Annotated in this window: 19 protein-coding genes and 1 pseudogene; 17 read left to right on the top strand and 3 right to left on the bottom strand. The window is 65.6% G+C overall.

The window, feature by feature from the left end; all coding sequences use genetic code 11:
* The first annotated feature begins 107 nt into the window (after window positions 1-107).
* The 5 genes from ccoG (at window position 108) to gndA (ending at window position 6,218) form a co-directional block, all read left to right on the top strand.
* On the top strand, window positions 108-1,679 hold the full coding sequence (gene ccoG / locus L0976_RS01575; protein ID WP_203319151.1) for a cytochrome c oxidase accessory protein CcoG: 1,572 nt from the start codon (window positions 108-110) through the stop codon (window positions 1,677-1,679).
* Window positions 1,676-2,176 carry a FixH family protein gene (locus L0976_RS01570; protein WP_370643548.1) on the top strand — a complete coding sequence of 167 codons (501 nt, stop codon included), beginning with the start codon at window positions 1,676-1,678 and terminating at the stop codon, window positions 2,174-2,176. Before ccoG ends, L0976_RS01570 begins: the two co-directional genes overlap by 4 nt.
* A complete protein-coding gene (locus L0976_RS01565; RefSeq protein ID WP_234185717.1) occupies window positions 2,173-4,467 on the top strand; it encodes a heavy metal translocating P-type ATPase in 2,295 nt (764 codons plus the stop codon). The genes L0976_RS01570 and L0976_RS01565 overlap by 4 nt, the downstream gene beginning before the upstream one ends.
* Window positions 4,464-4,619 (top strand): cbb3-type cytochrome oxidase assembly protein CcoS, encoded by a 156-nt coding sequence (ccoS, locus tag L0976_RS01560; protein WP_203319148.1) that lies wholly within the window; start codon window positions 4,464-4,466, stop codon window positions 4,617-4,619. The genes L0976_RS01565 and ccoS overlap by 4 nt, the downstream gene beginning before the upstream one ends.
* A 168-nt stretch (window positions 4,620-4,787) precedes the next feature.
* Window positions 4,788-6,218, top strand: coding sequence for an NADP-dependent phosphogluconate dehydrogenase (gndA, locus tag L0976_RS01555; protein ID WP_234185716.1), 1,431 nt, complete (start codon window positions 4,788-4,790; stop codon window positions 6,216-6,218).
* 264 nt (window positions 6,219-6,482) lie between these two features.
* On the opposite strand, the gene L0976_RS01550 is transcribed toward gndA, so the two are convergent.
* Complete coding sequence (locus L0976_RS01550; RefSeq protein WP_370643547.1) at window positions 6,483-7,517, bottom strand: LacI family transcriptional regulator; 1,035 nt, start codon at window positions 7,515-7,517, stop codon at window positions 6,483-6,485.
* Window positions 7,518-7,929: 412 nt separating this feature from the next.
* Here L0976_RS01550 and L0976_RS01545 point away from each other — a divergent pair, with 412 nt between their 5' ends.
* The 8 genes and pseudogenes from L0976_RS01545 to mgrA all read left to right on the top strand — a co-directional run bounded on the left by L0976_RS01545 (window position 7,930) and on the right by mgrA (window position 17,889).
* The gene (locus tag L0976_RS01545; protein ID WP_203319145.1) at window positions 7,930-9,165 is read left to right on the top strand and encodes an ABC transporter substrate-binding protein; all 1,236 of its coding nucleotides are present in this window, start codon (window positions 7,930-7,932) and stop codon (window positions 9,163-9,165) included.
* A 76-nt stretch (window positions 9,166-9,241) separates the two neighbouring features.
* Window positions 9,242-10,144 carry a carbohydrate ABC transporter permease gene (locus L0976_RS01540; RefSeq protein ID WP_234185714.1) on the top strand — a complete coding sequence of 301 codons (903 nt, stop codon included), beginning with the start codon at window positions 9,242-9,244 and terminating at the stop codon, window positions 10,142-10,144.
* A gap of 28 nt (window positions 10,145-10,172) precedes the next feature.
* Window positions 10,173-11,045, top strand: a pseudogene (locus tag L0976_RS01535) (carbohydrate ABC transporter permease); the annotation flags it as partial.
* Between the two features lie 3 nt (window positions 11,046-11,048).
* Window positions 11,049-12,137 (top strand): ABC transporter ATP-binding protein, encoded by a 1,089-nt coding sequence (locus L0976_RS01530; protein ID WP_234185712.1) that lies wholly within the window; start codon window positions 11,049-11,051, stop codon window positions 12,135-12,137.
* A gap of 152 nt (window positions 12,138-12,289) precedes the next feature.
* Window positions 12,290-14,743 (top strand): glycoside hydrolase family 2 protein, encoded by a 2,454-nt coding sequence (locus L0976_RS01525; RefSeq protein WP_234185711.1) that lies wholly within the window; start codon window positions 12,290-12,292, stop codon window positions 14,741-14,743.
* Window positions 14,744-14,758: 15 nt separating this feature from the next.
* A complete protein-coding gene (locus L0976_RS01520; RefSeq protein WP_234185710.1) occupies window positions 14,759-15,520 on the top strand; it encodes a sugar phosphate isomerase/epimerase in 762 nt (253 codons plus the stop codon).
* Window positions 15,521-15,531: 11 nt separating this feature from the next.
* Entirely contained in the window at window positions 15,532-16,665 is a 1,134-nt protein-coding gene (locus tag L0976_RS01515) for a Gfo/Idh/MocA family protein (protein ID WP_234185709.1), read from the top strand.
* 192 nt (window positions 16,666-16,857) lie between these two features.
* Window positions 16,858-17,889: an L-glyceraldehyde 3-phosphate reductase gene (mgrA, locus tag L0976_RS01510; RefSeq protein WP_234185708.1), complete on the top strand. Its 1,032-nt coding sequence runs from the start codon at window positions 16,858-16,860 to the stop codon at window positions 17,887-17,889.
* A 6-nt stretch (window positions 17,890-17,895) separates the two neighbouring features.
* Here mgrA and znuA read toward each other — a convergent pair whose 3' ends face one another.
* On the bottom strand, window positions 17,896-18,930 hold the full coding sequence (gene znuA / locus L0976_RS01505; RefSeq protein ID WP_234185707.1) for a zinc ABC transporter substrate-binding protein ZnuA: 1,035 nt from the start codon (window positions 18,928-18,930) through the stop codon (window positions 17,896-17,898).
* Between the two features lie 100 nt (window positions 18,931-19,030).
* Between znuA and L0976_RS01500 the strand changes: the two genes are divergently transcribed.
* From L0976_RS01500 to L0976_RS01490, 3 genes are read left to right on the top strand one after another with little or no spacing between them, the layout of a single operon-like run.
* Window positions 19,031-19,963 carry a metal ABC transporter ATP-binding protein gene (locus L0976_RS01500; protein WP_234186196.1) on the top strand — a complete coding sequence of 311 codons (933 nt, stop codon included), beginning with the start codon at window positions 19,031-19,033 and terminating at the stop codon, window positions 19,961-19,963.
* Window positions 19,956-20,777: a zinc ABC transporter permease subunit ZnuB gene (gene znuB / locus L0976_RS01495; protein WP_234185706.1), complete on the top strand. Its 822-nt coding sequence runs from the start codon at window positions 19,956-19,958 to the stop codon at window positions 20,775-20,777. Before L0976_RS01500 ends, znuB begins: the two co-directional genes overlap by 8 nt.
* 8 nt (window positions 20,778-20,785) lie before the next feature.
* Window positions 20,786-21,181 (top strand): Fur family transcriptional regulator, encoded by a 396-nt coding sequence (locus L0976_RS01490; protein WP_203319755.1) that lies wholly within the window; start codon window positions 20,786-20,788, stop codon window positions 21,179-21,181.
* 60 nt (window positions 21,182-21,241) lie between these two features.
* On the opposite strand, the gene L0976_RS01485 is transcribed toward L0976_RS01490, so the two are convergent.
* Window positions 21,242-21,772 carry a gamma carbonic anhydrase family protein gene (locus L0976_RS01485; RefSeq protein WP_203319135.1) on the bottom strand — a complete coding sequence of 177 codons (531 nt, stop codon included), beginning with the start codon at window positions 21,770-21,772 and terminating at the stop codon, window positions 21,242-21,244.
* A gap of 104 nt (window positions 21,773-21,876) precedes the next feature.
* Here L0976_RS01485 and dusA point away from each other — a divergent pair, with 104 nt between their 5' ends.
* Window positions 21,877-22,962: a tRNA dihydrouridine(20/20a) synthase DusA gene (dusA, locus tag L0976_RS01480; RefSeq protein WP_234185705.1), complete on the top strand. Its 1,086-nt coding sequence runs from the start codon at window positions 21,877-21,879 to the stop codon at window positions 22,960-22,962.
* Window positions 22,963-22,985: the final 23 nt, after the last annotated feature.

The raw sequence follows: 22,985 nt of genomic DNA, 5'->3' as shown, positions 1-22,985 counted from the left end.
TGCGGCAACCCGCCACGCCCTGCCACGTCGAAAACTTGACGTAGATCAACGATGACGACCGTTGTTGGCGTCATTGTGCCGGCACAACGACAGGTGCGGCCAAGCTTATGCAACAGAATTCCACCACCATCCTCAACACCATCGAACGCCACGAGGCGGAGCCCGTCAATTCGGCGAAGGTGCGCAAGCCGCTCTACGAGAAGCGCAAGAAGATCTTCCCCAAGCGCGCGGAAGGCCGCTTCCGGCAGTTCAAGTGGCTGGTGATGCTGATCACGCTCGGCATCTACTACCTGACGCCGTGGATCCGCTGGGACCGCGGCCCGCACGCGCCGGACCAGGCCGTGCTGGTGGACCTTGCCGGCCGGCGGTTCTATTTCTTCTTCATCGAGATCTGGCCGCAGGAATTCTTCTTCGTCGCGGGCCTGCTCGTCATGGCGGGCTTCGGGCTCTTCCTGGTCACCTCGGCCGTCGGGCGCGCGTGGTGTGGCTATGCCTGTCCGCAGACCGTCTGGGTCGACCTCTTCCTCGTGGTCGAGCGGGCGATCGAGGGCGACCGCAATGCACGCATCAAGCTCGACGACGGCCCCTGGACGTTCGGCAAGCTCTGGAAGCGTGTCGCCAAGCACGCCACCTGGCTGGTGATCGCGGTGGCGACCGGCGGCGCCTGGATCTTCTACTTCGCCGATGCGCCGACGCTGCTCGTCAATTTCGTGACGCTGCAGGCGCCGCCCGTCGCCTACATCACCGTCGGCATCCTCACCGCCACGACCTATGTCTTCGGCGGCCTGATGCGCGAGCAGGTCTGCACCTACATGTGTCCCTGGCCGCGCATCCAGGCGGCGATGCTGGACGAAAGCTCGCTGGTCGTCACCTATAACGACTGGCGCGGCGAACCGCGCACCCGCCATGCCAAGAAGGCGATCGCCGCGGGCGAGAGCGTCGGCGACTGCGTCGATTGCAACGCCTGCGTGGTCGTCTGTCCCATGGGCATCGACATCCGCGACGGACAGCAGCTCGAATGCATCACCTGCGCGCTCTGCATCGATGCCTGCGACAACGTCATGGACAAGCTCGGCAAGGAACGCGGCCTGATCGCCTATGCGACCCTCTCGGACTACTCGGCCAATATGGCGCTGGCGACGGCCGGCGGCGCCGTTCCGGTCGATCCGAGGCGCGTGCGCGACGCCGACGGCCGCTTCAGCGACAAGGTCAGGCACTTCGACTGGCGCATCATCTTCCGCCCGCGCACGCTGCTCTATTTCGGCGTCTGGTCGCTTGCGGGGCTGGCTCTCGTCTTCGCGCTGCTGTCGCGCGACCGGCTGGACCTCAACGTCATCCACGACCGCAATCCGCAGTTCGTCGTCGAATCGGACGGCTCAATCCGCAACGGCTATGCCGTGAAGCTGCTCAACATGATTCCCGAGCCGCGCGTCATCACCGTCTCGATCGAGGGCATGCCGGGCGCGACCATGAAGATTGCGGGCCATGACAGCGCGGACGGCCGCAGCGCCGACGTGCCGGTCGATCCGGACAAGGTGACGGCGCTGCGCGTTTTCGTCACCCTTCCGAAGGATCGCCTTGCAGAAGGGGCCGAAGGCTTCCACATTGTCGCCGAGGACCGGCAGGGTCACGAGCGCGACGTCTATTCCGCCAAATTCAACACGCCGGGAGCAAGGTGATGGTCGCAGAACGCAAGGAACAGGGCTTCGTCTTCACCGGCTGGCACATGCTGGGCGTCATGGTGCTGTTCTTCGGAACGATCATCACGGTGAACCTCATCATGGCCTGGAACGCCTCGCATAGCTGGTCGGGCCTCGTCGTGCCCAACAGCTATGTCGCCAGCCAGGAATTCAACGAGAAGGTCGCCGCCGCCAAGGCATTCGCCGCCAGCGGCATCGAGGGCAGCCTCGCAATCGAGGGCGGCAACGTCACCTATCGCGTGGTCGACGCAAAGGGCGCGCCGGTCGTCGCCGACGACGTCTCGGCCGTCTTCAAGCGCCCGGTGGACGAGCGCGACGACTTCACCCTGCCGCTGCAGCCGGCCGGAGCGGGGCTCTTCACCGCCGAGCGCGCCATTGCCACCGGCCAGTGGGTCGTCGACATCAGCACGAAGAACGACGGCAAGAAGGTGTTCCACCAGACCGTCCGGATCGTTGTCGCGGGAGGGGCGAAGTGAGTTGCTGCGCGCCCGGCACGGAAGGCGCCGCCGACGCGGAACGCGCGCGCCATGCGCTGCCGTCCTCGGAGGAGTTGCTCCTCGCCAGCCGTCCGGTCGGCGAAGGGCTGCGCCAGAGCGACCTCAGCGTGCCGGGCGTGCATTGCGGCACCTGCATCACCACCGTCGAGGGCGCGCTGAACGCGCTGCCGGAAGTCGTGCGCGCGCGCGTCAATCTCTCGACGCGCCGCGTCTCGGTCGTCTGGAAGGAGGAGGTCGAGGGCCGGCGCATCGATCCGCAAGCATTTGCCGCCGCCATCCGTGCCACGGGCTACGACACGCATCTCTTCTCGCTCGTCGCCGAGGGGGACGATGCGCTGCGCAACCAGCTCATCCGCGCCGTCGCCGTTTCGGGCTTCGCCGCCACCAACATCATGCTGCTCTCCGTCTCGGTCTGGTCGGGCGCGGAAGCCGCCACGCGCGACCTCTTCCACTGGATCTCCGCCTTCATCGCCGGGCCGACGCTGATCTATGCCGGCCGCTTCTTCTACAAGTCCGCCTGGAACGCCATTCGCCACGGCCGCACCAACATGGACGTGCCGATCGCGCTCGCCATCACGCTCTCCTATGCCGTCTCGCTCTGGGAGACGCTGCACAGCGCCGAGCATGCCTGGTTCGACGCGACCGTCAGCCTGCTGTTCTTCCTGCTCATCGGCCGCACGCTCGACCATGTCATGCGCGACCGCGCCCGCTCGGCCATCACCGGCCTTGCCCGCCTTTCGCCGCGCGGCGCCATGGTCGTCCGGCCCGACGGCACGCGCGACTATCGGCCCGTCGAGGAGATCGCCATCGGCGAACATCTCTCCATCGCGGCCGGCGAGCGCATCCCGGTCGATTGCCGCGTGATCGCCGGGGCCAGCGACATCGACCGCTCCATCGTCAATGGCGAGAGCGATCCGCTCGCCGCCGCGCCGGGCACGCAGCTCGAGGCCGGCGCCATGAACCTCACCGGCTCGCTCACCGTCGAGGCGACCGCTACCGCCCGCGATTCGTTCCTTTCCGAGGTCATCGGCCTGATGGAGGCCGCCGAAGGGGGCAGGGCCCGCTACCGCCGCATCGCCGACCGTGCGGCGCAGGTCTATTCGCCCGCCGTGCACCTCCTGGCGCTGGCCTCCTTCCTCGGCTGGGGCTTCTTCGACGGCGACTGGAAGCATGCCATGCTCGTCGCGATCGCCGTGCTGATCATCACCTGCCCCTGCGCGCTCGGCCTTGCCGTGCCGGTGGTGCAGGTGGTTGCGGCGGGCCGGCTCTTTGCCGGCGGCGTGATGGTCAAGGACGGCTCGGCCATGGAGCGCCTTGCCGAGATCGACACCGCCGTCTTCGACAAGACCGGCACGCTGACCCTCGGCAAGCCGCGCCTCGTCGACCGGGACAAGCTGAACCGGGCGCATCTTTCCCTTGCCGCCGCGCTTGCCGCCCATTCGCGCCATCCGCTTTCGTTGGCGCTCGCGGGTGCCAATGCCGGTCCCGCGCCGGTCATCGATGCGGTGACGGAGGTTGCCGGCGGTGGGCTCGAAGCCGTCACGGGGCAGGGCGTGCTCCGCCTCGGCAATCGTGCCTTCGCCTGCGGAAAGGCGGTCACGAGCGAGGACGCGCACGGTCTTTCGGAGGTCGTCCTGACCTGCGACGGCAAGGTGCTCGAGACCTTCCGTTTCGAGGATGGCCTGCGGGCGGGCGCCGCCGAGGCCATCACCGCCCTGAAGCAGGACGGCATCGACATGGCGATCCTTTCGGGCGACCGCGCGCCGGCCGTGGCCCGCATCGCCGGCCTTCTCGGCATCGGCCGCTGGCGCGCGGCCCTTTCGCCGCGCGAGAAGACGGAGGCGGTCGCCGAGCGCGCCACGGCCGGGCGCCGCGTGCTGATGGTCGGCGACGGCATCAACGACGCGCCGGCGCTCGCCGCCGCCCATGTCTCCATCGCGCCCGCGACGGCGGCCGATGTCGGCCGGCAGGCGGCGGATTTCGTCTTCCTGCACGAAAGCCTCGAAGCCGTGCCCTTCGCCTACGAGACCGCACGCCGGGCCGGCCGCCTCATCCGGCAGAATTTTTCGCTCGCCATAGGCTACAACGTCATCGCCGTGCCGATTGCGATCCTCGGCCATGCCACGCCGCTCATCGCCGCCATAGCCATGTCCACTTCCTCGATCATCGTGGTGGTGAACTCGCTTCGCCTGCGCGGACGCTTGCCGGCTTTCGCGGTCCGCGCGGCGGACGAGGCCTGTCCCGTCAAGCCCATGGTGCGCGCCGCATGAACACGCTGATCTTCCTCATCCCCATCGCGCTCTTCCTCGGCGCGCTCGGCCTCGGTGCCTTCCTGTGGTCGCTCAAGAGCGGCCAGTACGACGATGTCGAAGGCGCCGCCTGGCGCGTTCTGGACGACGGCGACGACAAGCCGGGTCGGTGATTTCGGGCGGCCGTAAAACGCTTTCCGAACAAACAATTGCTTGTCGTAAATCGATTTGAATGCCAAAACACGTCCGCTGGAGCCAACGCTCCTCACTCTCTTCTTGCGCGGCGTTTCCGGCATGAGTTGCGAAACAATCCCGCCGCGCCATTCTACGGAGGTATTATCGTGGCACAGGCGGAAATCGGTCTTATCGGTCTCGGCGTCATGGGGTCGAACCTTGCGCTCAACATTGCCGAAAAGGGCAACACGATCGCGGTGTTCAACCGCACGGCAGCGCGCACGAAGGAATTCTACGAGGAGGCGGGCGACCTCAAGGACCGCATCGTGCCCTGCGAGACGATTGAAGAATTTGTCGCCGCCATCCGCCCGCCGCGCCCGATCATCATCATGATCCAGGCCGGTACCGCGGTCGACCAGCAGATGGAACTGCTGCGCCCGCACCTGGAAAAGAACGACATCATGATCGATGCCGGCAACGCGAACTTCCGCGACACGATGCGCCGCTTCGACGCGCTGAAGGATTCGGGCCTCACCTTCATCGGCATGGGCGTTTCCGGCGGCGAGGAGGGCGCGCGCCACGGCCCCTCCATCATGGTCGGCGGCACGGAAGATTCGTGGAAGCGCGTCGAGAAGGTGCTGACATCGATCGCCGCCAAGTACAACGGCGATCCGTGCGTGGCCTGGCTCGGCGAGAACGGCGCCGGCCACTTCGTCAAGACCATCCACAACGGCATCGAATATGCCGACATGCAGATGATCGCCGAGATCTATGGCATCCTGCGCGACGGCCTGAAGATGAGCGCCTCCGAGATCAGCGCCGTCTTCGGCGAATGGAACAAGGGCCGCCTTGAATCCTACCTCATCGAGATCACCGCGACGGTGCTCGCCGCCAAGGATCCGATCAGCGGCAATGCGATGGTCGACATGATCCTCGACAAGGCCGGCCAGAAGGGCACCGGCAAGTGGTCCGCCATCGAGGCGCAGAACATGGGCGTGCCGGCCACCGGCATCGAGGCCGCCGTCGCCGCCCGCTCGATCTCCTCCTTCAAGACCGAGCGCGAGGCCGCCGAGAAGATCCTTGGCCTGCCGGCCGTTCCCGAGCTCAAGGTCGCCGACAGGGCCGCCTTCCTCAAGGACCTCGAAAGCGCGCTGCTCGCCGGCAAGATCGGCGCCTATGCGCAGGGCTTCGCCGTGATGTCCGCCGCCTCGAAGGAATATGGCTGGAACCTGCCGATGCCGACGATCGCAAAAATCTGGCGCGCCGGCTGCATCATCCGCTCGCAGTTCCTCGACGCGATCACAAGCGCCTTCACGAAGACGCCGGATGCGGCCAACCTCATCGTCACCCCGGCCTTCGCCGACATGGTGAAGGAAACCGACGGGGCGCTGCGCCGCGTCGTCTCCGCCGCCGCCCTGCACGCCCTGCCGGTCCCGGCGCTCGCCTCGGCGCTCGGCTATTTCGACAGCTACCGCCGCGGCCGCGGCACGGCGAACGTCATCCAGGCGCAGCGCGACTTCTTCGGCGCGCACGGCTTCGACCGCGTGGACGGTGCGGACAGCCACCACGGCCCGTGGGGCTCGGGGCTGAACGGCTGAGGACTGGTGAACGTCTGAAATGGAATGGCCCGGTTGCAAGACCGGGCCGTTTTGTTTGGGCGGAGGGTTGCCCCTCATCCCCCTGCCGGGACCTTCTCCCCGCAGGCGGGGAGAAGGAGATATGCCGCGCCGGTTTCCTTTCCCCTTGCGATCGATGGGAGGAAAACAGTGCCTCCTGCCTTCCTCGCCCCGCTTGCGGGGAGAGGATGCCGGCAGGCAGGTGAGGGGCAGCCCGCGTTAAAAACTCTGCACGGGGCCGACCCGCTACACCTCTCCCGTCGGGATCGGATAGCTCAGCGTCTGCAACTCCTCCGGCGGACGTCCCTCGATGCGGGCGATGACGGCCTTGGCGAGTTCGCGGCCGGCGAGGCGGATGTCCTCGCGCATGGTGACGACCTCCGGCCGCAGCCATTGCAAGAACATGTGCGGCTCCTTGGAGACCATGTCGATGTCCTGCCCGAGCCTGCGGCCCCTGGCCTCAAGCGCCGCGATCAGCGCCACCGCGCCCGAGCCGCTGCCGGAGACGATGCCGTCAGGCCCGTCGGCGGCGTCGAACAGCGCCTCGGCGGCGCCGCGGATCTCGCGAAGATTGTTGTCGAGGTTGACGGTGTTGAAGGGCAGGGCCGTCGCGCCGAAGTCGCGGATGCCCTTCTCGAAGCCCGCCCGCATATGCAGGTAGAAGGTGAGGTAGGGCGGCGGCTGGAGCAGCACCAGGCGCTTGCGGCCGAGCTCGACCAGCTTGCGCACGGCCTCGTAGGCGAAGCGCTCGTTGTCGAAGTCGTGATAGGGATGGGCAAGGCCCATCTCGGTGCGGCCATGCGTGACGAAGGGGAAGTTGCGCTCCATCATCAGCGCGACGCGCGGGTCCTTCGGCTCGGTGCGCGAGATGATCACGCCGTCGGCCGCGCCCGTTTCCAGCACGTAGCGCACCGGATCGAGCGCATTGCCCTGCGTGCGGTAGGGCGTTACCACGAGATGGTACTGCGTTGCGGCGAGCACTTCCGAGATGCCGACGACCATGGGGCTCGTCAGGCCCATGATCTCCTCTTCCAGGCTGAGGATCAGGCTGATGACATTGGTCTTGCCGGTGCGAAGGCGCACGCCCGCCCTGTTCGGCTGGTAGCCGATCTGCCGGGCGACGAGGCGCACGCGCTCCTTCGTCTCGCTGCTGATGTCGGGCGCGTCCTTCAACGCCCGCGAAACGGTGGTGATGCCGAGGCCGGTCATGAAGGCGATGGTCTTCAGCGTCGGCCGCTCGCTGGAGGGGGGCGTCGATGCCGCCCGGCCCCCGCTTTTCATTCTGTCCATCCCCGCCTGTCCACCTCTTCGCATTAGCGGCCGGTTATACAGATTTTGCTTCCGCCCGCCACTCCTTGCCGGAAGAAGCTATAAATCTGAAACGATACAGGTGTTTTGTCGAGGTGAAATTTCCGCAGGTTCGATGTTTTCGTCCTGCTCACGCGATATTGCACCGCAAAGCGATAATTCATGCGATTGCGAATTGCGGGTGTGGAAAACATTGCTATTTCTTGGAAAAATATAACGAAAACAGAATGATATTTCTCTCTCATCTTTGTACTCTCCTGTTCACGTCGAGGCGCAAACAGGCCGTCGTCCGGCGGAAAACGCACAAACGCCGTCCGGGCCGGTTGCGTGTTTAAATCGATTGGTCTACCTTTTTACTGCAACGTTTCAGTGAGGGAGGAGACTCATGAAAATTCGCCATATGGCTGCTGTCCTGGCAGCGACCGTGGTCCTGCCGTTCGCCGCAGCCAATGCGACCGATCTGGAAGTGACCCATTGGTGGACGTCCGGCGGGGAGGCCGCGGCGGTCGCCGAACTGGCAAAGGCATTCGACGCCACGGGCAACAAATGGATTGACGGCGCCATCGCCGGTTCCGGCGGCACGGCGCGTCCGATCATGGTCAGCCGCATCACTGGCGGCGACCCGATGGCCGCGACGCAGTTCAACCATGGCCGCCAGGCCGAGGAGCTGGTCGAGGCCGGCCTGATGCGCGACCTGACGGATGTCGCCACGCGCGAGAACTGGAAGGAGGTCATCCGCCCGGCGAGCCTGCTCGACAGCTGCACCATCGACGGCAAGATCTATTGCGCGCCGGTGAACATCCACTCCTGGCAGTGGCTCTGGCTTTCCAACGCCGCCTTCGAGAAGGCGGGCGTCGCCGTGCCTGGCAACTGGGACGAGTTCGTCGCGGCCGCCCCGGCGCTGGAAAAAGCCGGCATCGTGCCGCTCGCCGTCGGCGGGCAGGCCTGGCAGGCGTCCGGCGCCTTCGACGTGCTGCTGCTTGCCGTCGGCGGCAAGGATACGTTCTACAAGGTGTTCAAGGACAAGGATGCGGACGTCGCCGCAGGCCCCGAGATCGCCAAGGTCTTCAAGGCGGCGGACGATGCGCGGCGCATGTCCAAGGGCACGAACGTGCAGGACTGGAACCAGGCCACCAACATGGTCATCACCGGCAAGGCCGGCGGGCAGATCATGGGCGACTGGGCGCAGGGCGAGTTCGCGCTTGCCGGCCAGACCGCCGGCAAGGACTATACATGCCTTCCGGGCCTCGGCGTGACCGACGTCATCGCCACCGGGGGCGATGCCTTCTACTTCCCGGTCCTGAAGGACGAGGAGAAGTCGAAGGCGCAGGAGGTTCTCGCCTCGACGCTCGTCAGCCCGGGCGCGCAGGTCGCCTTCAACCTCAAGAAGGGCTCGCTGCCGGTGCGCGGCGACGTCGATCTCGCCGCCGCCAACGACTGCATGAAGAAGGGCCTCGACATCCTCGCCAAGGGCAATGTCGTCGACTGGACCGACCAGCTTCTTTCCGCCGACAGCCAGAAGCAGAAGGAAGACCTCTTTTCCGAATTCTTCGCCAATCCCTCGATGACGCCGGAAGACGCCCAGAAGCGTTTTGCCGAGATCATCGCTTCGGCGGAGTGATCGGGCCCGCGTGACCCGGCTGGCGGTTCCGCCGCCAGCCGTTCACCGCCGATCGAAGACCAAGGAAGAGTGACCCATGACGGGCCAGGCACACACCGGTCGCCCCAGCAGACTGCTGCGCAATCTCAGCGCCAAGATCGCCTCCATTCCGATGGTGCTGACCGCCGTCGTGATCTTTCTCGGCGGCACAATCTGGACGGTCGTCTATTCGTTCACCAATTCCAAGCTGCTCCCGCGCGCCAAGTTCGTCGGCCTCGACCAGTACGAGCGGCTGTGGGATGCGCCGCGCTGGATCGTCTCGATCCAGAATCTCGCCATCTACGGCGTCCTGACGCTGATCTTCAGCCTCGTCATGGGCTTCGTGCTGGCGGCGCTGATGGACCAGAAGATCCGCTTCGAGAACACGTTCCGCACGATCTTCCTCTATCCTTTCGCGCTCTCCTTCATCGTCACCGGCCTCGTGTGGCAATGGCTCCTCAACCCGGAATACGGCGTGCAGTCCGTCGTGCGCGCGCTCGGCTGGGAGAGCTTTACCTTCGACCCGCTGTATAATTCCAAAATCGTCATCTACGGCGTGCTGATTGCCGGGCTGTGGCAGGGCACGGGGCTCGTCATGTGCCTGCTGCTCGCGGGCCTGCGCGGCATCGACGAGGACATCTGGAAGGCCGCGCGCGTCGACGGCATCCCGATGTGGCGGACCTATCTCTTCATCGTCATTCCCATGATGCGCCCCGTCTTCATCACCACGCTCGTCATCATCGCGAGCGGCATCGTCAAAGTCTACGACCTCGTGGTGGCGCAGACCAGCGGCGGGCCGGGCATCGCCTCGGAAGTGCCGGCGAAATATGTCTACGACTACATGTTCCAGGCCCAGAATCTCGGCCAGGGTTTCGCCGCCTCCACCATGATGCTCGTCACGGTCGCCATCATCATCGTGCCGTGGGCCTATCTCGAATTCGGAGGGCGCAAGCATGGCTGACACCGCTTCTCTCAAGGCTGCCGCCGAGCCGTGGGGCGCAAAACCCCGCCGCGCGCTTTCCGGCCGCAACATCATGCTCTACGGCACGCTTCTCGTCGCCGCGCTGTACTACCTGCTGCCGCTCTACGTGATGATCGTCACGTCGATGAAGGGCATGCCGGAAATCCGCCTCGGCAACATCTTCTCGCCGCCGATGGAGATCACGCTGGAACCCTGGTCGAAGGCCTGGGCCAGTGCCTGCACGGGCCTCAACTGCGACGGGCTTTCGCGCGGCTTCTGGAATTCCGTGCGCATCACCGTGCCCTCGACGCTGATCTCGATCCTCGTCGCCTCGGTGAACGGCTATGCGCTCGCCAACTGGAAGTTCAGGGGCGCGGACATCTTCTTCACGATCCTCATCCTCGGTGCCTTCATCCCCTATCAGGTGATGATCTATCCCATCGTCATCGTGCTCCGGGAGATGGGTATCTACGGCACGCTCACCGGCCTCGTCATCGTGCACACGATCTTCGGCATGCCGATCCTGACGCTGCTCTTCCGCAACTACTTCTCGTCCCTGCCGGAGGAGCTGTTCAAGGCGGCGCGCATCGACGGGGCGGGGTTCTGGCAGATCTATTTCCGCATCATGCTGCCCATGTCGCTGCCGATCTTCGTCGTCGCGATGATCCTTCAGATCACCGGCATCTGGAACGACTTCCTGTTCGGCGTCGTCTTCACCCGGCCGGATACCTATCCGATGACCGTGCAGCTCAACAACATCGTCAACTCCGTTCAGGGTGTGAAGGAATACAACGTCAACATGGCCGCGACGCTGCTCACCGGCGCGGTCCCGCTCATCGTCTATTTCGTGTCGGGACGGCTCTTCGTCCGCGGCATCGCCGCCGGCGCAGTCAAGGGTTAAGCCATGCAGCATTCCGTTTCCATCAGGGACCTCTCGCTCTCCTTCGGCGCGGTCAACGTTTTGCAGGACCTCAACCTCGATATCGGGGAGGGCGAGTTCCTCGTGCTTCTCGGCTCGTCCGGCTGCGGCAAGTCCACGCTGCTCAACTGCATCGCCGGCCTTTTGGAGCCGACCGGCGGGCAGATCTTCATCAAGGACAGGAACGTCACCTGGGAGGAGCCGAAGGACCGCGGCATCGGCATGGTGTTCCAGTCCTATGCGCTCTATCCGCAGATGACGGTGGAGAAGAACCTCTCCTTCGGTCTTCAGGTCGCCCGCATGCCGAAGGCCGAGATCGACAAGCGCGTCGCCCGCGCCGCCGAAATCCTGCAGATCGGCCCGCTCCTGAAACGCAAGCCCTCGGCTCTGTCAGGCGGCCAGCGCCAGCGCGTGGCGATCGGCCGGGCGCTGGTGCGCGACGTCGATGTCTTCCTCTTTGACGAGCCGCTCTCCAACCTCGATGCGAAGCTGCGCTCGGAGCTGCGCGTGGAGATCAAGCGGCTGCATCAGTCGCTGAAAAACACGATGATCTACGTTACCCACGACCAGATCGAGGCGCTGACGCTGGCCGACCGCATCGCCATCATGAAGAGCGGCGTCATCCAGCAGCTCGCCGATCCGAACACGATCTACAATGCGCCGAGGAACATGTTCGTCGCCGGCTTCATCGGCTCGCCCTCGATGAATTTCCTGCGCGGGGAGATCGTGGAACGGGGCGGCAAGCCGGTCTTCGCCACCAACGGCGTCGACTTCTCGCTGGATGGCTACGCGACCGGCGAGGTGCTCCAGCCGGGCCGCAAGGTCGTGCTCGGCGTCAGGCCGGAGCATGTGAAGGTCAACGAGGACGTGCCCGGCGTCGAGACCCATCAGGCGACCGTCGATATCGAGGAGCCGATGGGGGCGGATAACCTGCTCTGGCTGAAACATGCCGGACATACACTCTCCGTCCGCGTCGGCGGGGCGCGGCGCTTTGCGCCGGGAACGGCGGTGAGGCTCTCCTTCGACATGGGGCTGGCCTCGCTGTTCGATGCGGAGACGGAGGAGAGGATCTAGAGGGCGCGGCCCCTCATCCGGCCTGCCGGCCACCTTCTCCCCGCAGGCGGGGAGAAGGAGACTTGCGGAAACGTCGCCATTCCCTCTCTCCGCTTGCGGGAAGAGGGGCAGGGTGAGGGGCAAGCCCCACGCACAAGTTCAGAGACAATGCCATGACCCAGACAACCGACACCATCGACCTCTCCGGCACCTGGCGGCTCGCCAGCACCGACGCCGCCCACAGCGCGCCGATGCGCGTGCCCGGCGACGTGCACAGCGCGCTGCTCGCCGCCGATCTCATCCCCGATCCCTATGCCGGCCGCAACGAGCGGGACGTGCAATGGGTGGCGGAGAAGGACTGGGCCATCGAGCGCAGCTTCGATCTTGCGCCCGAGATGCTGGAGGGCGACTGGTATCTCGATATCGGCAGCATCGACACCGTCGCCTCCGTCTATGTGAACGGCGTGCTGGTCGAGGACACGGACAATTGCTTCCTCCGCTACCGGCCCGATGTCACCGAGGCGCTGAAGGCCGGCGAGAACACGGTCAGGGTGCTGATCCATTCCAGCATTACGGCCGGCGCCATCCGGCAGGCGGAGCAGCCCTTCTTCATACCTTGGTCCACGGGCAATTCGCCGATCCCCAATGGCAACATGCTGCGCAAGCCCCAATGCCATTTCGGCTGGGACTGGAACATCGCGCTTGCTCCGCTCGGCATCTACGGCGGGATCACGCTGCGCAAGCTGAACGTCGCCCGCATCGAGCATGTCACGACCCGGCAGTTCCACCATGCGGACGGTGCAGTCGACCTCTATGTGACCGCCACCTTCCATGCCGGGGAGCCGGGCATCTTGCCGGTGCATTTTGCGCTCGGCGAGGAGCGGGTGCGGCTCGATATCGGCATCGATGCCGGCGAGACGCAGCTTACCCATATGTTCCGCATCGAGAGGCCGGCTCTCTGGTGGCCGGCCGGGCATGGCGAGCAGGCGATCTATGCCGTACGGGTCGAGACGCCGTCCGAGACGGTGGTGCGGCGCGTCGGTCTCCGGCAGGTGGAGCTGATCACCGACAAGGACGAGGCCGGCAGCCGCTTCGCGCTCAAGGTCAACGGCCGCGAAATCTTCTGCCGCGGCGCGAACTGGATTCCGGCCGACGCCTTGCCCTCGCGCATCACGCCGACAGGCGTGCGTGACCTCCTGCAATCGGCCGCCGACGCCAACATGAACATGCTGCGCGTCTGGGGCGGCGGCTTCTACGAGCCGGACTGGTTCTACGACCTTTGCGACGAACTCGGCCTGATGGTCTGGCAGGACTTCATGTTCGCCTGCAACCTTTATCCCTCGACCGTCGATTTCCTCGACAATGTCGCGGCCGAGGTGGACTATCAGGTGAGGCGGCTCGCCTCGCACCCCTCCATCGTGCTCTGGTGCGGCGATAACGAACTGGTCGGCGCGCTGACATGGTTCGATGCCAGCCGTAAGAACCGCGACCGCTATCTCGTCTCCTACGACCGCCTCAACCGCACCATCGAAGTGGCGATGAAGAAGGCCGCGCCGGGCGCGATCTGGTGGCCCTCCAGCCCGGCCTCCGGCTATCTCGACTTCGGCGATGCCTGGCATGCGGACGGTTCCGGCGACATGCACTACTGGTCCGTCTGGCACGAGAACAAGTCCTTCGACGATTACCGCAGCGTGCGCCCGCGCTTCTGCTCGGAATTCGGCTTCCAGTCCTACACCTCTATGCCCGTGATGAAGACCTTCGCCGAGCGCAAGGACATGAACATCGCGTCGCCCGTCATGGAGAGCCACCAGAAGAACGCCGGCGGCAACGAGCGCATCGCCGGCACCATGTTCCGCTACTTCCGCTTCCCGAAGGATTTTGCGAGCTTCGTCTATCTCAGCCAGATCCAGCAGGGCCTCGCCATCCGCACGGCGGTCGAATACTGGCGCTCGCTGAAGCCCCATTGCATGGGCACCCTCTACTGGCAGCTCAACGACACCTGGCCCGTCGCCTCCTGGTCGAGCCTCGACTACGGCGGAAGCTGGAAGGCCATGCACTACATGGTGCGCCGCTTCTTCCAGCCCGTGGCCGTCGCCGCCATTCCCTCGAAGGACGGCGAGACCATCGGCTTTTCCGTCGTCAACGACACGGCGGAGACTGTCACCATCCGGCTCGAAACATGGCTCGTCTCGCTTGCCGGCGAGCGCCGGCCCTATCGAAGCACGGAAGGCGTCTGCGGGCCGGACAAGGCGGAGATGCTGTTCTCCGTCTTTTCGGCCGACCTGCCGGAGGACACGTTGCTCTTCTGGTCCTTCGAAGCATCGAACGGCATGAAGGGCGAGGGGCATCACGTCCCGGTCAACTACAAGGCGCTGGATCTCGAAGCCTCCGGCGTGACGCTCGACGTCGTGGCCCGAGACGACGGCGCTTTCGCCGTCACCGCATCCGTGACCGGCCTTGCGCTGCATATCATGCTTGAAGCGGACATTGCCGGACGCTGGTCCGACAATGCCTTTGATCTGACGGCCGGCGAGCGCCGCACCGTTATCTTCACGCCCGCCGAGACCGGCGGGGTTCCGCAAATCCGCTGGCTCGACCTTCATTCCTGCCAGGCCAATACCGAATAGTCCGAGGAGACAATCATGCAGACAGTCAGCTTCCAGCTCTACAGCGCCCGCAACTTCCAGCCCTTCGCCGAGGTGTTCCGCATCCTCTCGGATGCCGGCTACAGGCAGGTGGAGGGCTACAACGCGCTTTACGCTGCGCTCGACGATGCGGCCATCCAGCAGGTGAGGGCCGATCTCGACGGCAACGGCCTTGCCATGCCGACGGCCCATTTCAGCCTCGACATGCTGGAGGCCGAGCCGGATCGCGTGATCGCGATCTGCCGCACGCTCGGCATCGAGGCGGTCTATTGCCCCTATCTCCTGCCCGAGGAGCGCCCGACGGACGCCGCCGGCTGGCATGCGCTCGGCGAGCGGCTGCAAAAGGCCGGCGCGCCGATCCGTGCGGCGGGCCTTACCTTCGGCTGGCACAACCACGATTTCGAGTTCTTCACGCTGCCGGACGGCACGGTGCCGCTGGATCGTCTCTTCGAAGGCGGGCCGGACCTTGCCTGGGAGGCGGATATCGCCTGGATCATCCGCGCCGGCGCGGACCCCTTCGCGTGGATTGCGAAATACGGCGACCGCATCACCGCCGTGCATGTCAAGGACATCGCGCCGAAGGGCGAGAATGCCGACGAGGACGGCTGGGCCGATGTCGGCCACGGCACCGTTCCTTGGGGCGATCTCGCCAGGGCGCTCGCCGGCTCGCCGGTAAAGAATTTCATCGTCGAGCATGACAATCCGAAGGACATCACCCGGCTTGCCACCCGCTCCATCGCGACCATCAAGGCGTTCTGAGGATCATCGTCATGAGCAAGGAATACGGAGTCGGCATCATCGGCTGCGGCAATATCTCGGGCGCCTACTTCAAGCTGATCCCGACCTTCAGGAACCTGAAGCTGGTCGCCTGCGCCGATATCAACCCCGCCGCCTCCAGAGCGCGTTCGGAGGAATTCGGCGTGCCGGCGCAGGAGATCGGCGCGCTGCTCGCCAATCCCGATGTGGATGTCGTCGTGAACCTGACGATCCCGGAGGCGCATTACCCGGTCTCGAAACAGGCGCTGGAGGCGGGCAAGCACGTCTATTCGGAAAAGCCCTTCGTGCTCACGCTCGAACAGGGCGAGGACCTGCGCCGCATCGCGGATGCCAAGGGCCTGAAGGTCGGCTCGGCGCCGGATACCTATCTCGGCGGCGCGCACCAGTTCGTGCGCCATCTCATCGACAGCGGCAGGCTGGGAAAAATCATGTCGGGCACGGCGCATGTGCTGGGGCCGGGAATGGAGAGCTGGCATCCGAACCCGGACTTCTTCTTCGCGCCGGGCGGCGGGCCGATCCTCGACATGGGGCCGTATTACGTCAACAACCTCGTCAACCTCGTCGGTCCGGTGAAGCGCGTCGTGGCGCTCGCCAACAGGGCGCGCGAGGAACGGGTGATCGCCAACGGCCCGCGCCTCGGGGAAAAGGTGCCGGTGGCGGTCGCGACGAACATCCATGCCATCCTCGAATTCGTCAGCGGCGCGCAGGTGGCGCTGATGGCGAGCTGGGATGTCTGGGCGCATCGCCACCAGAACATGGAGCTCTACGGCACCGACGGCGCCGTCTTCGTGCCGGATCCGAACTTCTTCGGCGGCACGGTGGAAGTCGCCGGCGACGACAAGGAGCCGAAGGAGGTTGAGGTCTGGGACCATCCGCTGACGGCGCAGAATTACCAGTTCGACTGGGGCATGCAGGCCAATTACCGCGGCATCGGTCTTGCCGACATGATGGAGGCGGTGACGACAGGCCGCGACTATCGCTGCTCGCTCGACCGCTCGCTGCACACGATCGACGTGCTGACGGCAATCCTCCGTTCGGCCGAGGAGGGCAAGGCGATCGCCATCGTGACCACCTGCACCCAGCCGGCGGCGCTGGGGATTGAGGAGGCGCGGGCGCTGCTGCGGTAACCGGTGAAAACCCCTCCCCACAAGGGGGAGGGGCTTTACGATGCCGCTCCCAACGCGGTCTCCTTTGAACGTCGCTGCCGGCAGAACCGGTCGATGAGTTTGAAGCGGGGCGACGGGTCAAGTCCCTCCCTCTTGTGGGGAGGGGTTGGGGAGGGGTATGGAAGTCCGCCTACATAGAGAAGGAACCACACCATGGCCTGGCAGCCGGCGGAAAACCGTTACGACACGATGACCTACAACCGCGTGGGACGCTCCGGCCTGAAGCTGCCGGCGATTTCACTGGGCCTCTGGCACAATTTCGGCGACGACACGCCGCACGAGCGCAAGGTCGACATGTGCCGCACGGCCTTCGACCTCGGCATCACCCATTTCGACCTCGCCAACAATTACGGCCCGCCGGCCGGCACGGCGGAGATCGCCTTCGGCGAGATCCTGCGCACGGATTTCAAGGGCCTGCGCGACGAGCTGATCGTCTCCTCCAAGGCGGGCTATGACATGTGGCCGGGTCCCTATGGCGAATGGGGCAGCCGCAAGTATCTCATCGCCTCCTGCGACCAGAGCCTCAAACGCATGGGCCTCGACTATGTCGACATCTTCTATTCCCACCGCTTCGACCCGGACACGCCGCTGGAGGAGACCTGCGGCGCGCTCGACCATATCGTGCGCTCCGGCCGCGCGCTCTATGTCGGCATCTCCTCCTACAATTCGCAGCGCACCCGCGAGGCCGCCGCGATCCTCAAGGACCTCGGCACGCCCTGCCTCATCCACCAGCCGAGCTATTCCATGCTCAACCGCTGGATCGAGGACGACGGCCTCGTCGATACGCTCGAAGACCTCGGCATCGGCTCCATCGTGTTCTCGCCGCTGGCGCAGGGCATGCTGACCACGAAATATCTCGGCGGCATTCCGGGTGACAGCCGCGCGGCGCTGAACCACTTCCTCAAGAAGGATTTCATCCGCCCCGAGATCATCGACAATATCCGCAAGCTCAACGCCATCGCCGAGCGGCGCGGCCAGACGCTGGCGCAGATGGCGCTCGCCTGGGTGCTGCGCGGCGGACGCGTCACCTCGGCACTGATCGGCGCCAGCCGCTCGGCGCAGATCGTCGATTGCGTCAAGGCGCTGGAAAAGCCCGACTTCACGGCCGAGGAACTGGCCGAGATCGATGTCTATGCCCGGGAGGCCGACATCAATCTCTGGGCCAGCTCCGCCGAGCGCGACTGACGCGCCTCAGCCGCCCTGTCCAAGGCAATCGCGCAGCGATGTGGCGATGCCCTTCATCAGGGTGAAGTAGAGGTCCGGGCCGGGGTCGAGCGTGGCGGCTTCGGGGTCGAGGGTGCCGGATTTCGCCGGCGTGCCCTCGATCACCACGTTCACCAGCTTCGGCTCGAACTGCGGCTCGGCGAAGACGCAGGTCGCGCCGAGGGTCTTCACCTTGTCGCGGATCTGCGTCAGGCGCTCGGCGCCGGGCAGGGTTTCCGGGCTGACGGTGATGGAGCCGGCGGTCAGGACGCCATAATGGTGCTCGAAATACTGATAGGCGTCGTGGAAGACGATGAAGGGCTTGTCCTTCACCGGGGCGACCGTCTCGGCGATCTCCTTGTCGAGCGCGTCGAGCCTGTCGTTCAGGCCGGCGAGGTTCTTCCTGTAAATTTCCGCATTGGCCGGGTCCTTCTCGGCAAGGACCTTGGCGGCCTCGGCGGCGATGGCGCGGGCATTGTCCGGGCTCAGCCAGAGATGCATGTCGAATTCGCCGTGCTCGTGGTCCTCATGGCCGGCTTCCTCGCCATGATCGTGGCCCTCGGCCTCCTTGGCATGGTCATGGCCGTCCCCGTCGTGCGAGTGGCCCTCATGGGCGTGGTCGTGGCCGTCCTCGCCTTCATGCGTATGCGCCTCGAAGGGGCCGCCCTCGCGGAAAGGCAGCTTTTCGAGGCCTGGCGCGTCTTCCAGCTCGACGACGGTCGCCTTGCTGCCCAGCGTTTCCAGCGGCTTTTCCAGGAAGGCCTCCAGGCCGTGGCCGACCCAGAAGACGACATCCGCATCCTGCAACGCTGCCGCGTTTGAGGGCTTCAGCGAATAGGTGTGCGGCGAGGCGGCGCCCTCGACGATGAGGCCGGGTTTGCCGACGCCCTGCATGATCGCGGCGACGAGCGAATGGATCGGCTTGATCGAAACCACCACATCGGGCGCCTCGGCCCGCGCGGCGAGCGTGCCGGCGGCAAGGAGCGCGGTGGACAGAAGGAGGGTGCGAACGGCCTTTTGCATGGAATCTCCGTCTTGAATGTGAATGTAATGTTATTACATCAATTGCGTTATGCTATAACGTGTGCCATATCGGGTGGCAACAGGCTTTTCGGAAAAAATGATGCTGCAAACCTCCACCAGGACCCTCCAGCCGCTCGTCTCGCTCGCGGGTGTCGGCGTGCGCCGCCAGGGCCGCTGGCTCGTGCGCGGCGTGGAATTCTCGATTTCGCCCGGCGAGATCGTCACGCTGATCGGCCCCAACGGCTCCGGCAAGTCGACCACCGCCAAGACGGCGATCGGCGTTCTGAAGGCGGACGAGGGCAGGGTGGAGCGCAAGGCCGGGCTCAAGGTCGGCTACGTGCCGCAGAAGCTCGCCGTCGACTGGACCATGCCGCTTACCGTCGACCGGCTGATGACGCTGACCTCGCCGCTCAAGGGCGCGGAGATCGACGCGGCGCTGGAGGCGACGGGCATCCGGCATCTCGCGCGCGCGGAGGTGCAGCACCTTTCCGGCGGCGAGTTCCAGCGCGCGCTGCTCGCCCGCGCCATCGCCCGCAAGCCGGACCTGCTGGTCCTCGACGAGCCGGTGCAGGGCGTCGACTTTTCCGGCGAGATCGCGCTCTACGACCTCATCAAGACGATCCGCAACACGACCGGCTGCGGCATCCTGCTCATCTCGCACGACCTGCATGTCGTGATGGCCGAGACGGATACCGTCATCTGCCTCAACGGCCATGTCTGTTGCCGCGGCACGCCGGAAACGGTGAGCCAGAGCCCGGAATATCAGCGCCTCTTCGGCGCGCGGGCGGGCCAGACGCTCGCCTTCTACAACCACCACCACGACCACACGCATCTGCCGGACGGCCGCGTGCTGCATGCCGACGGCTCGATCACCGACGATTGCCGGCCGGACGACGGCCACCATCCCGTCGATATCCTGCCGGACGGCGGCCGGGCGGGGCCGATGCGCCTCGGGCATGTGCACGGGCCGAACTGCGGCTGCGGCCACGAGCCGGCGCGCGGGGCGGACAGTCAGGAGCGGCGCGATGCTTGACGATTTCTTCATGCGCGCGCTCGTCGCCGGTGTCGGGCTTGCCGTCACCGCCGGCCCGCTCGGCTGCTTCGTCGTCTGGCGGCGCATGGCCTATTTCGGCGATACAATGGCCCATTCGGCGCTGCTCGGCGTCGCGCTGTCGCTGCTGATGAACGTCAACCTGCTTCTCAGCGTCTTCGTCGTCGCGGCGACCGTCTCGGTGCTGCTGCTGCTGCTCCAGAAGCGCGGCACGCTCTCCACCGATGCGCTGCTCGGCATCCTCTCGCATGCGACGCTCGCCATCGGCCTCGTCATGGTCTCCTTCATGACCTGGGTGCGCATCGACCTCGTCGGCTTCCTGTTCGGCGATATCCTCGCCGTCTCGCGCGCCGATGTGGACCTCGTCTGGGGCGGCGGGATCCTCGTCACCTTCGCCATCATCTGGATGTGGCGGCCGCTGATCGCCTCGACGGTCAACCCGGAACTGGCGGAAGCCGAGGGCATGGAGCCGGAGAAGACCCGGCTCGTCTTCATGCTGCTGATGGCGCTCGTCATCGCCATCGCCATGAAGATCGTCGGCATCCTGCTGATCACCTCGCTGCTCATCATTCCCGCCGCGACGGCGCGGCGGTTTTCCACGAGCCCCGAGATCATGGCCGTGCTCGCCTCCGTCGTCGGGGCGCTGGCGGTGGTCGGCGGGCTGTTCGGTTCATTGAAATTCGACACGCCCTCCGGTCCCTCGATCGTGGTTGCAGCGCTTGGCCTGTTCATACTAAGCCTGCTGACGAAGCCGAGGACGAGCGGAGTGGCCGCAAGTGAAGGAGGCCCGGCATGACAAGCCCCATGACCACGCAGCAACTGACGCGCAACCAGGGCCTCGTCTTCGACGTGCTGTCGCATTCCGACAGCCCGCTCAGCGCCTATACCATCCTCGACAAGCTGCGGGACGACGGGTTCCGCGCGCCGCTGCAGGTCTACCGGGCGCTCGACAAGCTGCTGGAATTCGGCCTCGTGCACCGGCTCGAAAGCATCAACGCCTTCGTCGCCTGCGCCCACCCGGACGAGGGCTGCCATGCCCATGGCCTGACGGCCTTCACGATCTGCGAGACCTGCGGCAAGGTGACGGAGTTCCACGACCATGTGATCGAGGAGCGGCTGAAGAGCTTTGCCAGGGACCGCAACTTCAAGACCGGCAAGACGACCATCGAGATCCGCGGCACCTGCGCCGGCTGCGCCTGAAACCCGGATTTTCCCGCATTTCCAGACGCAGGACCGCTGCGCACTTTTGCTGGAAATGCTTCAGCCGATCGGCTTCAGGCCTCTCTTGAAGCGCTGCCAGTTGCGCACGTAGCCTTCGGCCGAGCGCTTCAGGCCCTCGATGGCCTCGGCATCCAGCGTGCGGACGGCTTTCGCCGGGGAGCCGACGATCAGCGAATTGTCGGGGAAGACCTTGCCTTCCGTCACCAGCGCATTGGCGCCGACGAGGCAATTGTTGCCGATCACCGCGCCGTTCAGCACCGTCGCGCCCATGCCGATCAGCGAATTGCTGCCTATGGTGCAGCCGTGGATGATGGCGCCGTGGCCGATGGTGCAGCCTTCGCCGATGATCACCGGCTTGCCGGGATCGGTATGCACGACGGTGCCTTCCTGGATGTTCGAGCGCGCGCCGACGATGATCGGCTCGTTGTCGCCGCGCAAGGTCGCGCCGAACCAGATGCCGACATCCTCGCCGAGGATGACCTTGCCGATGACATTGGCATCGGGCGCCACCCAGTAGCGGTCGTCCGCAGGAAGCGTGGGCGTCCGGTCGTCAAGGGCGTAGAGCGGCATCGGGTTCCTCCTTCGAATCCTCGCGGCCACTCTAGCATCCATCCGGCGGGGCGAGGAAAGGCCGAGGGTGGTTTTTCCCGGCCATATGGAGTATGAGCCGCGCCATGACGACGACAGGCACATTCTACCGGCAGGCCGTGGAGACGGGGACGAAGATATTCGCCACCGCGCCAATGATCGACTGGTCCGATCGGGCGTACCGCGTCTTCGCGCGGCAGCTCACGAAGAACGCGCTGCTCTTCACCGAGATGATCGTCGCCGATGCGATCCTGCGCGGCAATCGCGACCGGCTGCTCGGCTTCGACGTCGTGGAGCAGCCGGTGGCGCTCCAGCTCGGCGGCAACAGCCCAGAAAAGCTGGCGGAGGCGGCGCGGATCGGCGAGGGGTTCGGCTATGCCGAGATCAACCTCAATGTCGGCTGCCCCTCGGACCGGGTGCAATCCGGCACCTTCGGCGCCTGCCTGATGCGCGAGCCGGACCTGGTGGCCGAGTGCGTGGCGGCGATGAAGGCGGCGGTTGCCATTCCCGTGACCGTCAAGTGCCGCATCGGCGTCGACGACCAGGATCCGGAAGTGGCGCTGCGCGATCTCGTCTCGAAGGTGAAGGCGGCCGGCACGGATGCCGTCTGGGTCCATGCGCGCAAGGCGTGGCTTCAGGGGCTTTCGCCGAAGGAGAACCGCGATATCCCGCCGCTCGACTATGGTCTGGTGCGGCGGCTGAAGGCGGAAAACCCGAATCTTTTCATCGGCCTCAATGGCGGGCTTCATACTTTGAGTCAGGCTGTTGAAGAGATGGATGGCCTCGATGGCGTCATGCTCGGAAGGGCTGCCTATCAGGATAGCGGCGTCCTGACGGGTGTGGACGAACTTTTTCCGCATCCGCTCATGGGAGGCCAGCCTTCCGGTATCCCCTCCAGCCCGCAGGATCGTCCGGCCGACTATTGGGAAGCGGTGCGCGACGCCATGATGGCCTATGCGGCCGAGGTGAGCGCGCGCGGCGGACGGGTGGCGCATGTGACGCGGCATATGATCGGCCTCTTCCAGCGGTTTCCGGGCGCGCGGCGCTACCGGCAGATCCTTTCGGCCGACGCCACGAAGCCCGGCGCGGGGCCGGAGGTGATCGCGGCGGCTTTCGCGGCGGTGCTGTCGGCGCGGGCCCAGGCCGAGACCGGGACCGAGGCGGCGGAATAACGCTTTCTGTGCATCGCCGCCGC

It is taken from the genome of Shinella sp. NM-101, assembly GCF_021401195.1.
Classification (GTDB): Bacteria; Pseudomonadota; Alphaproteobacteria; order Rhizobiales; family Rhizobiaceae; genus Shinella.
The sequence above is the reverse complement of the archived record's forward strand: the minus strand, read 5'-3'. Positions and strand labels throughout refer to the sequence as shown.

Bases quoted from the DNA above. Each gene is read 5' to 3' on its own strand.
- L0976_RS01520 (WP_234185710.1), top strand. From the start codon at position 14,759: ATGCAGACAGTCAGCTTCCAGCTCTACAGCGCCCGCAACTTCCAGCCC.
- L0976_RS01550 (WP_370643547.1), bottom strand. From the start codon at position 7,517: ATGAAAAGCGGGGGCCGGGCGGCATCGACGCCCCCCTCCAGCGAGCGG.
- L0976_RS01540 (WP_234185714.1), top strand. From the start codon at position 9,242: ATGACGGGCCAGGCACACACCGGTCGCCCCAGCAGACTGCTGCGCAAT.
- L0976_RS01515 (WP_234185709.1), top strand. From the start codon at position 15,532: ATGAGCAAGGAATACGGAGTCGGCATCATCGGCTGCGGCAATATCTCG.
- ccoG (WP_203319151.1), top strand. From the start codon at position 108: ATGCAACAGAATTCCACCACCATCCTCAACACCATCGAACGCCACGAG.
- L0976_RS01530 (WP_234185712.1), top strand. From the start codon at position 11,049: ATGCAGCATTCCGTTTCCATCAGGGACCTCTCGCTCTCCTTCGGCGCG.
- L0976_RS01500 (WP_234186196.1), top strand. From the start codon at position 19,031: ATGCTGCAAACCTCCACCAGGACCCTCCAGCCGCTCGTCTCGCTCGCG.
- L0976_RS01485 (WP_203319135.1), bottom strand. From the start codon at position 21,772: ATGCCGCTCTACGCCCTTGACGACCGGACGCCCACGCTTCCTGCGGAC.
- L0976_RS01490 (WP_203319755.1), top strand. From the start codon at position 20,786: ATGACCACGCAGCAACTGACGCGCAACCAGGGCCTCGTCTTCGACGTG.
- L0976_RS01545 (WP_203319145.1), top strand. From the start codon at position 7,930: ATGAAAATTCGCCATATGGCTGCTGTCCTGGCAGCGACCGTGGTCCTG.
- znuA (WP_234185707.1), bottom strand. From the start codon at position 18,930: ATGCAAAAGGCCGTTCGCACCCTCCTTCTGTCCACCGCGCTCCTTGCC.
- znuB (WP_234185706.1), top strand. From the start codon at position 19,956: ATGCTTGACGATTTCTTCATGCGCGCGCTCGTCGCCGGTGTCGGGCTT.
- L0976_RS01525 (WP_234185711.1), top strand. From the start codon at position 12,290: ATGACCCAGACAACCGACACCATCGACCTCTCCGGCACCTGGCGGCTC.
- ccoS (WP_203319148.1), top strand. From the start codon at position 4,464: ATGAACACGCTGATCTTCCTCATCCCCATCGCGCTCTTCCTCGGCGCG.
- mgrA (WP_234185708.1), top strand. From the start codon at position 16,858: ATGGCCTGGCAGCCGGCGGAAAACCGTTACGACACGATGACCTACAAC.
- dusA (WP_234185705.1), top strand. From the start codon at position 21,877: ATGACGACGACAGGCACATTCTACCGGCAGGCCGTGGAGACGGGGACG.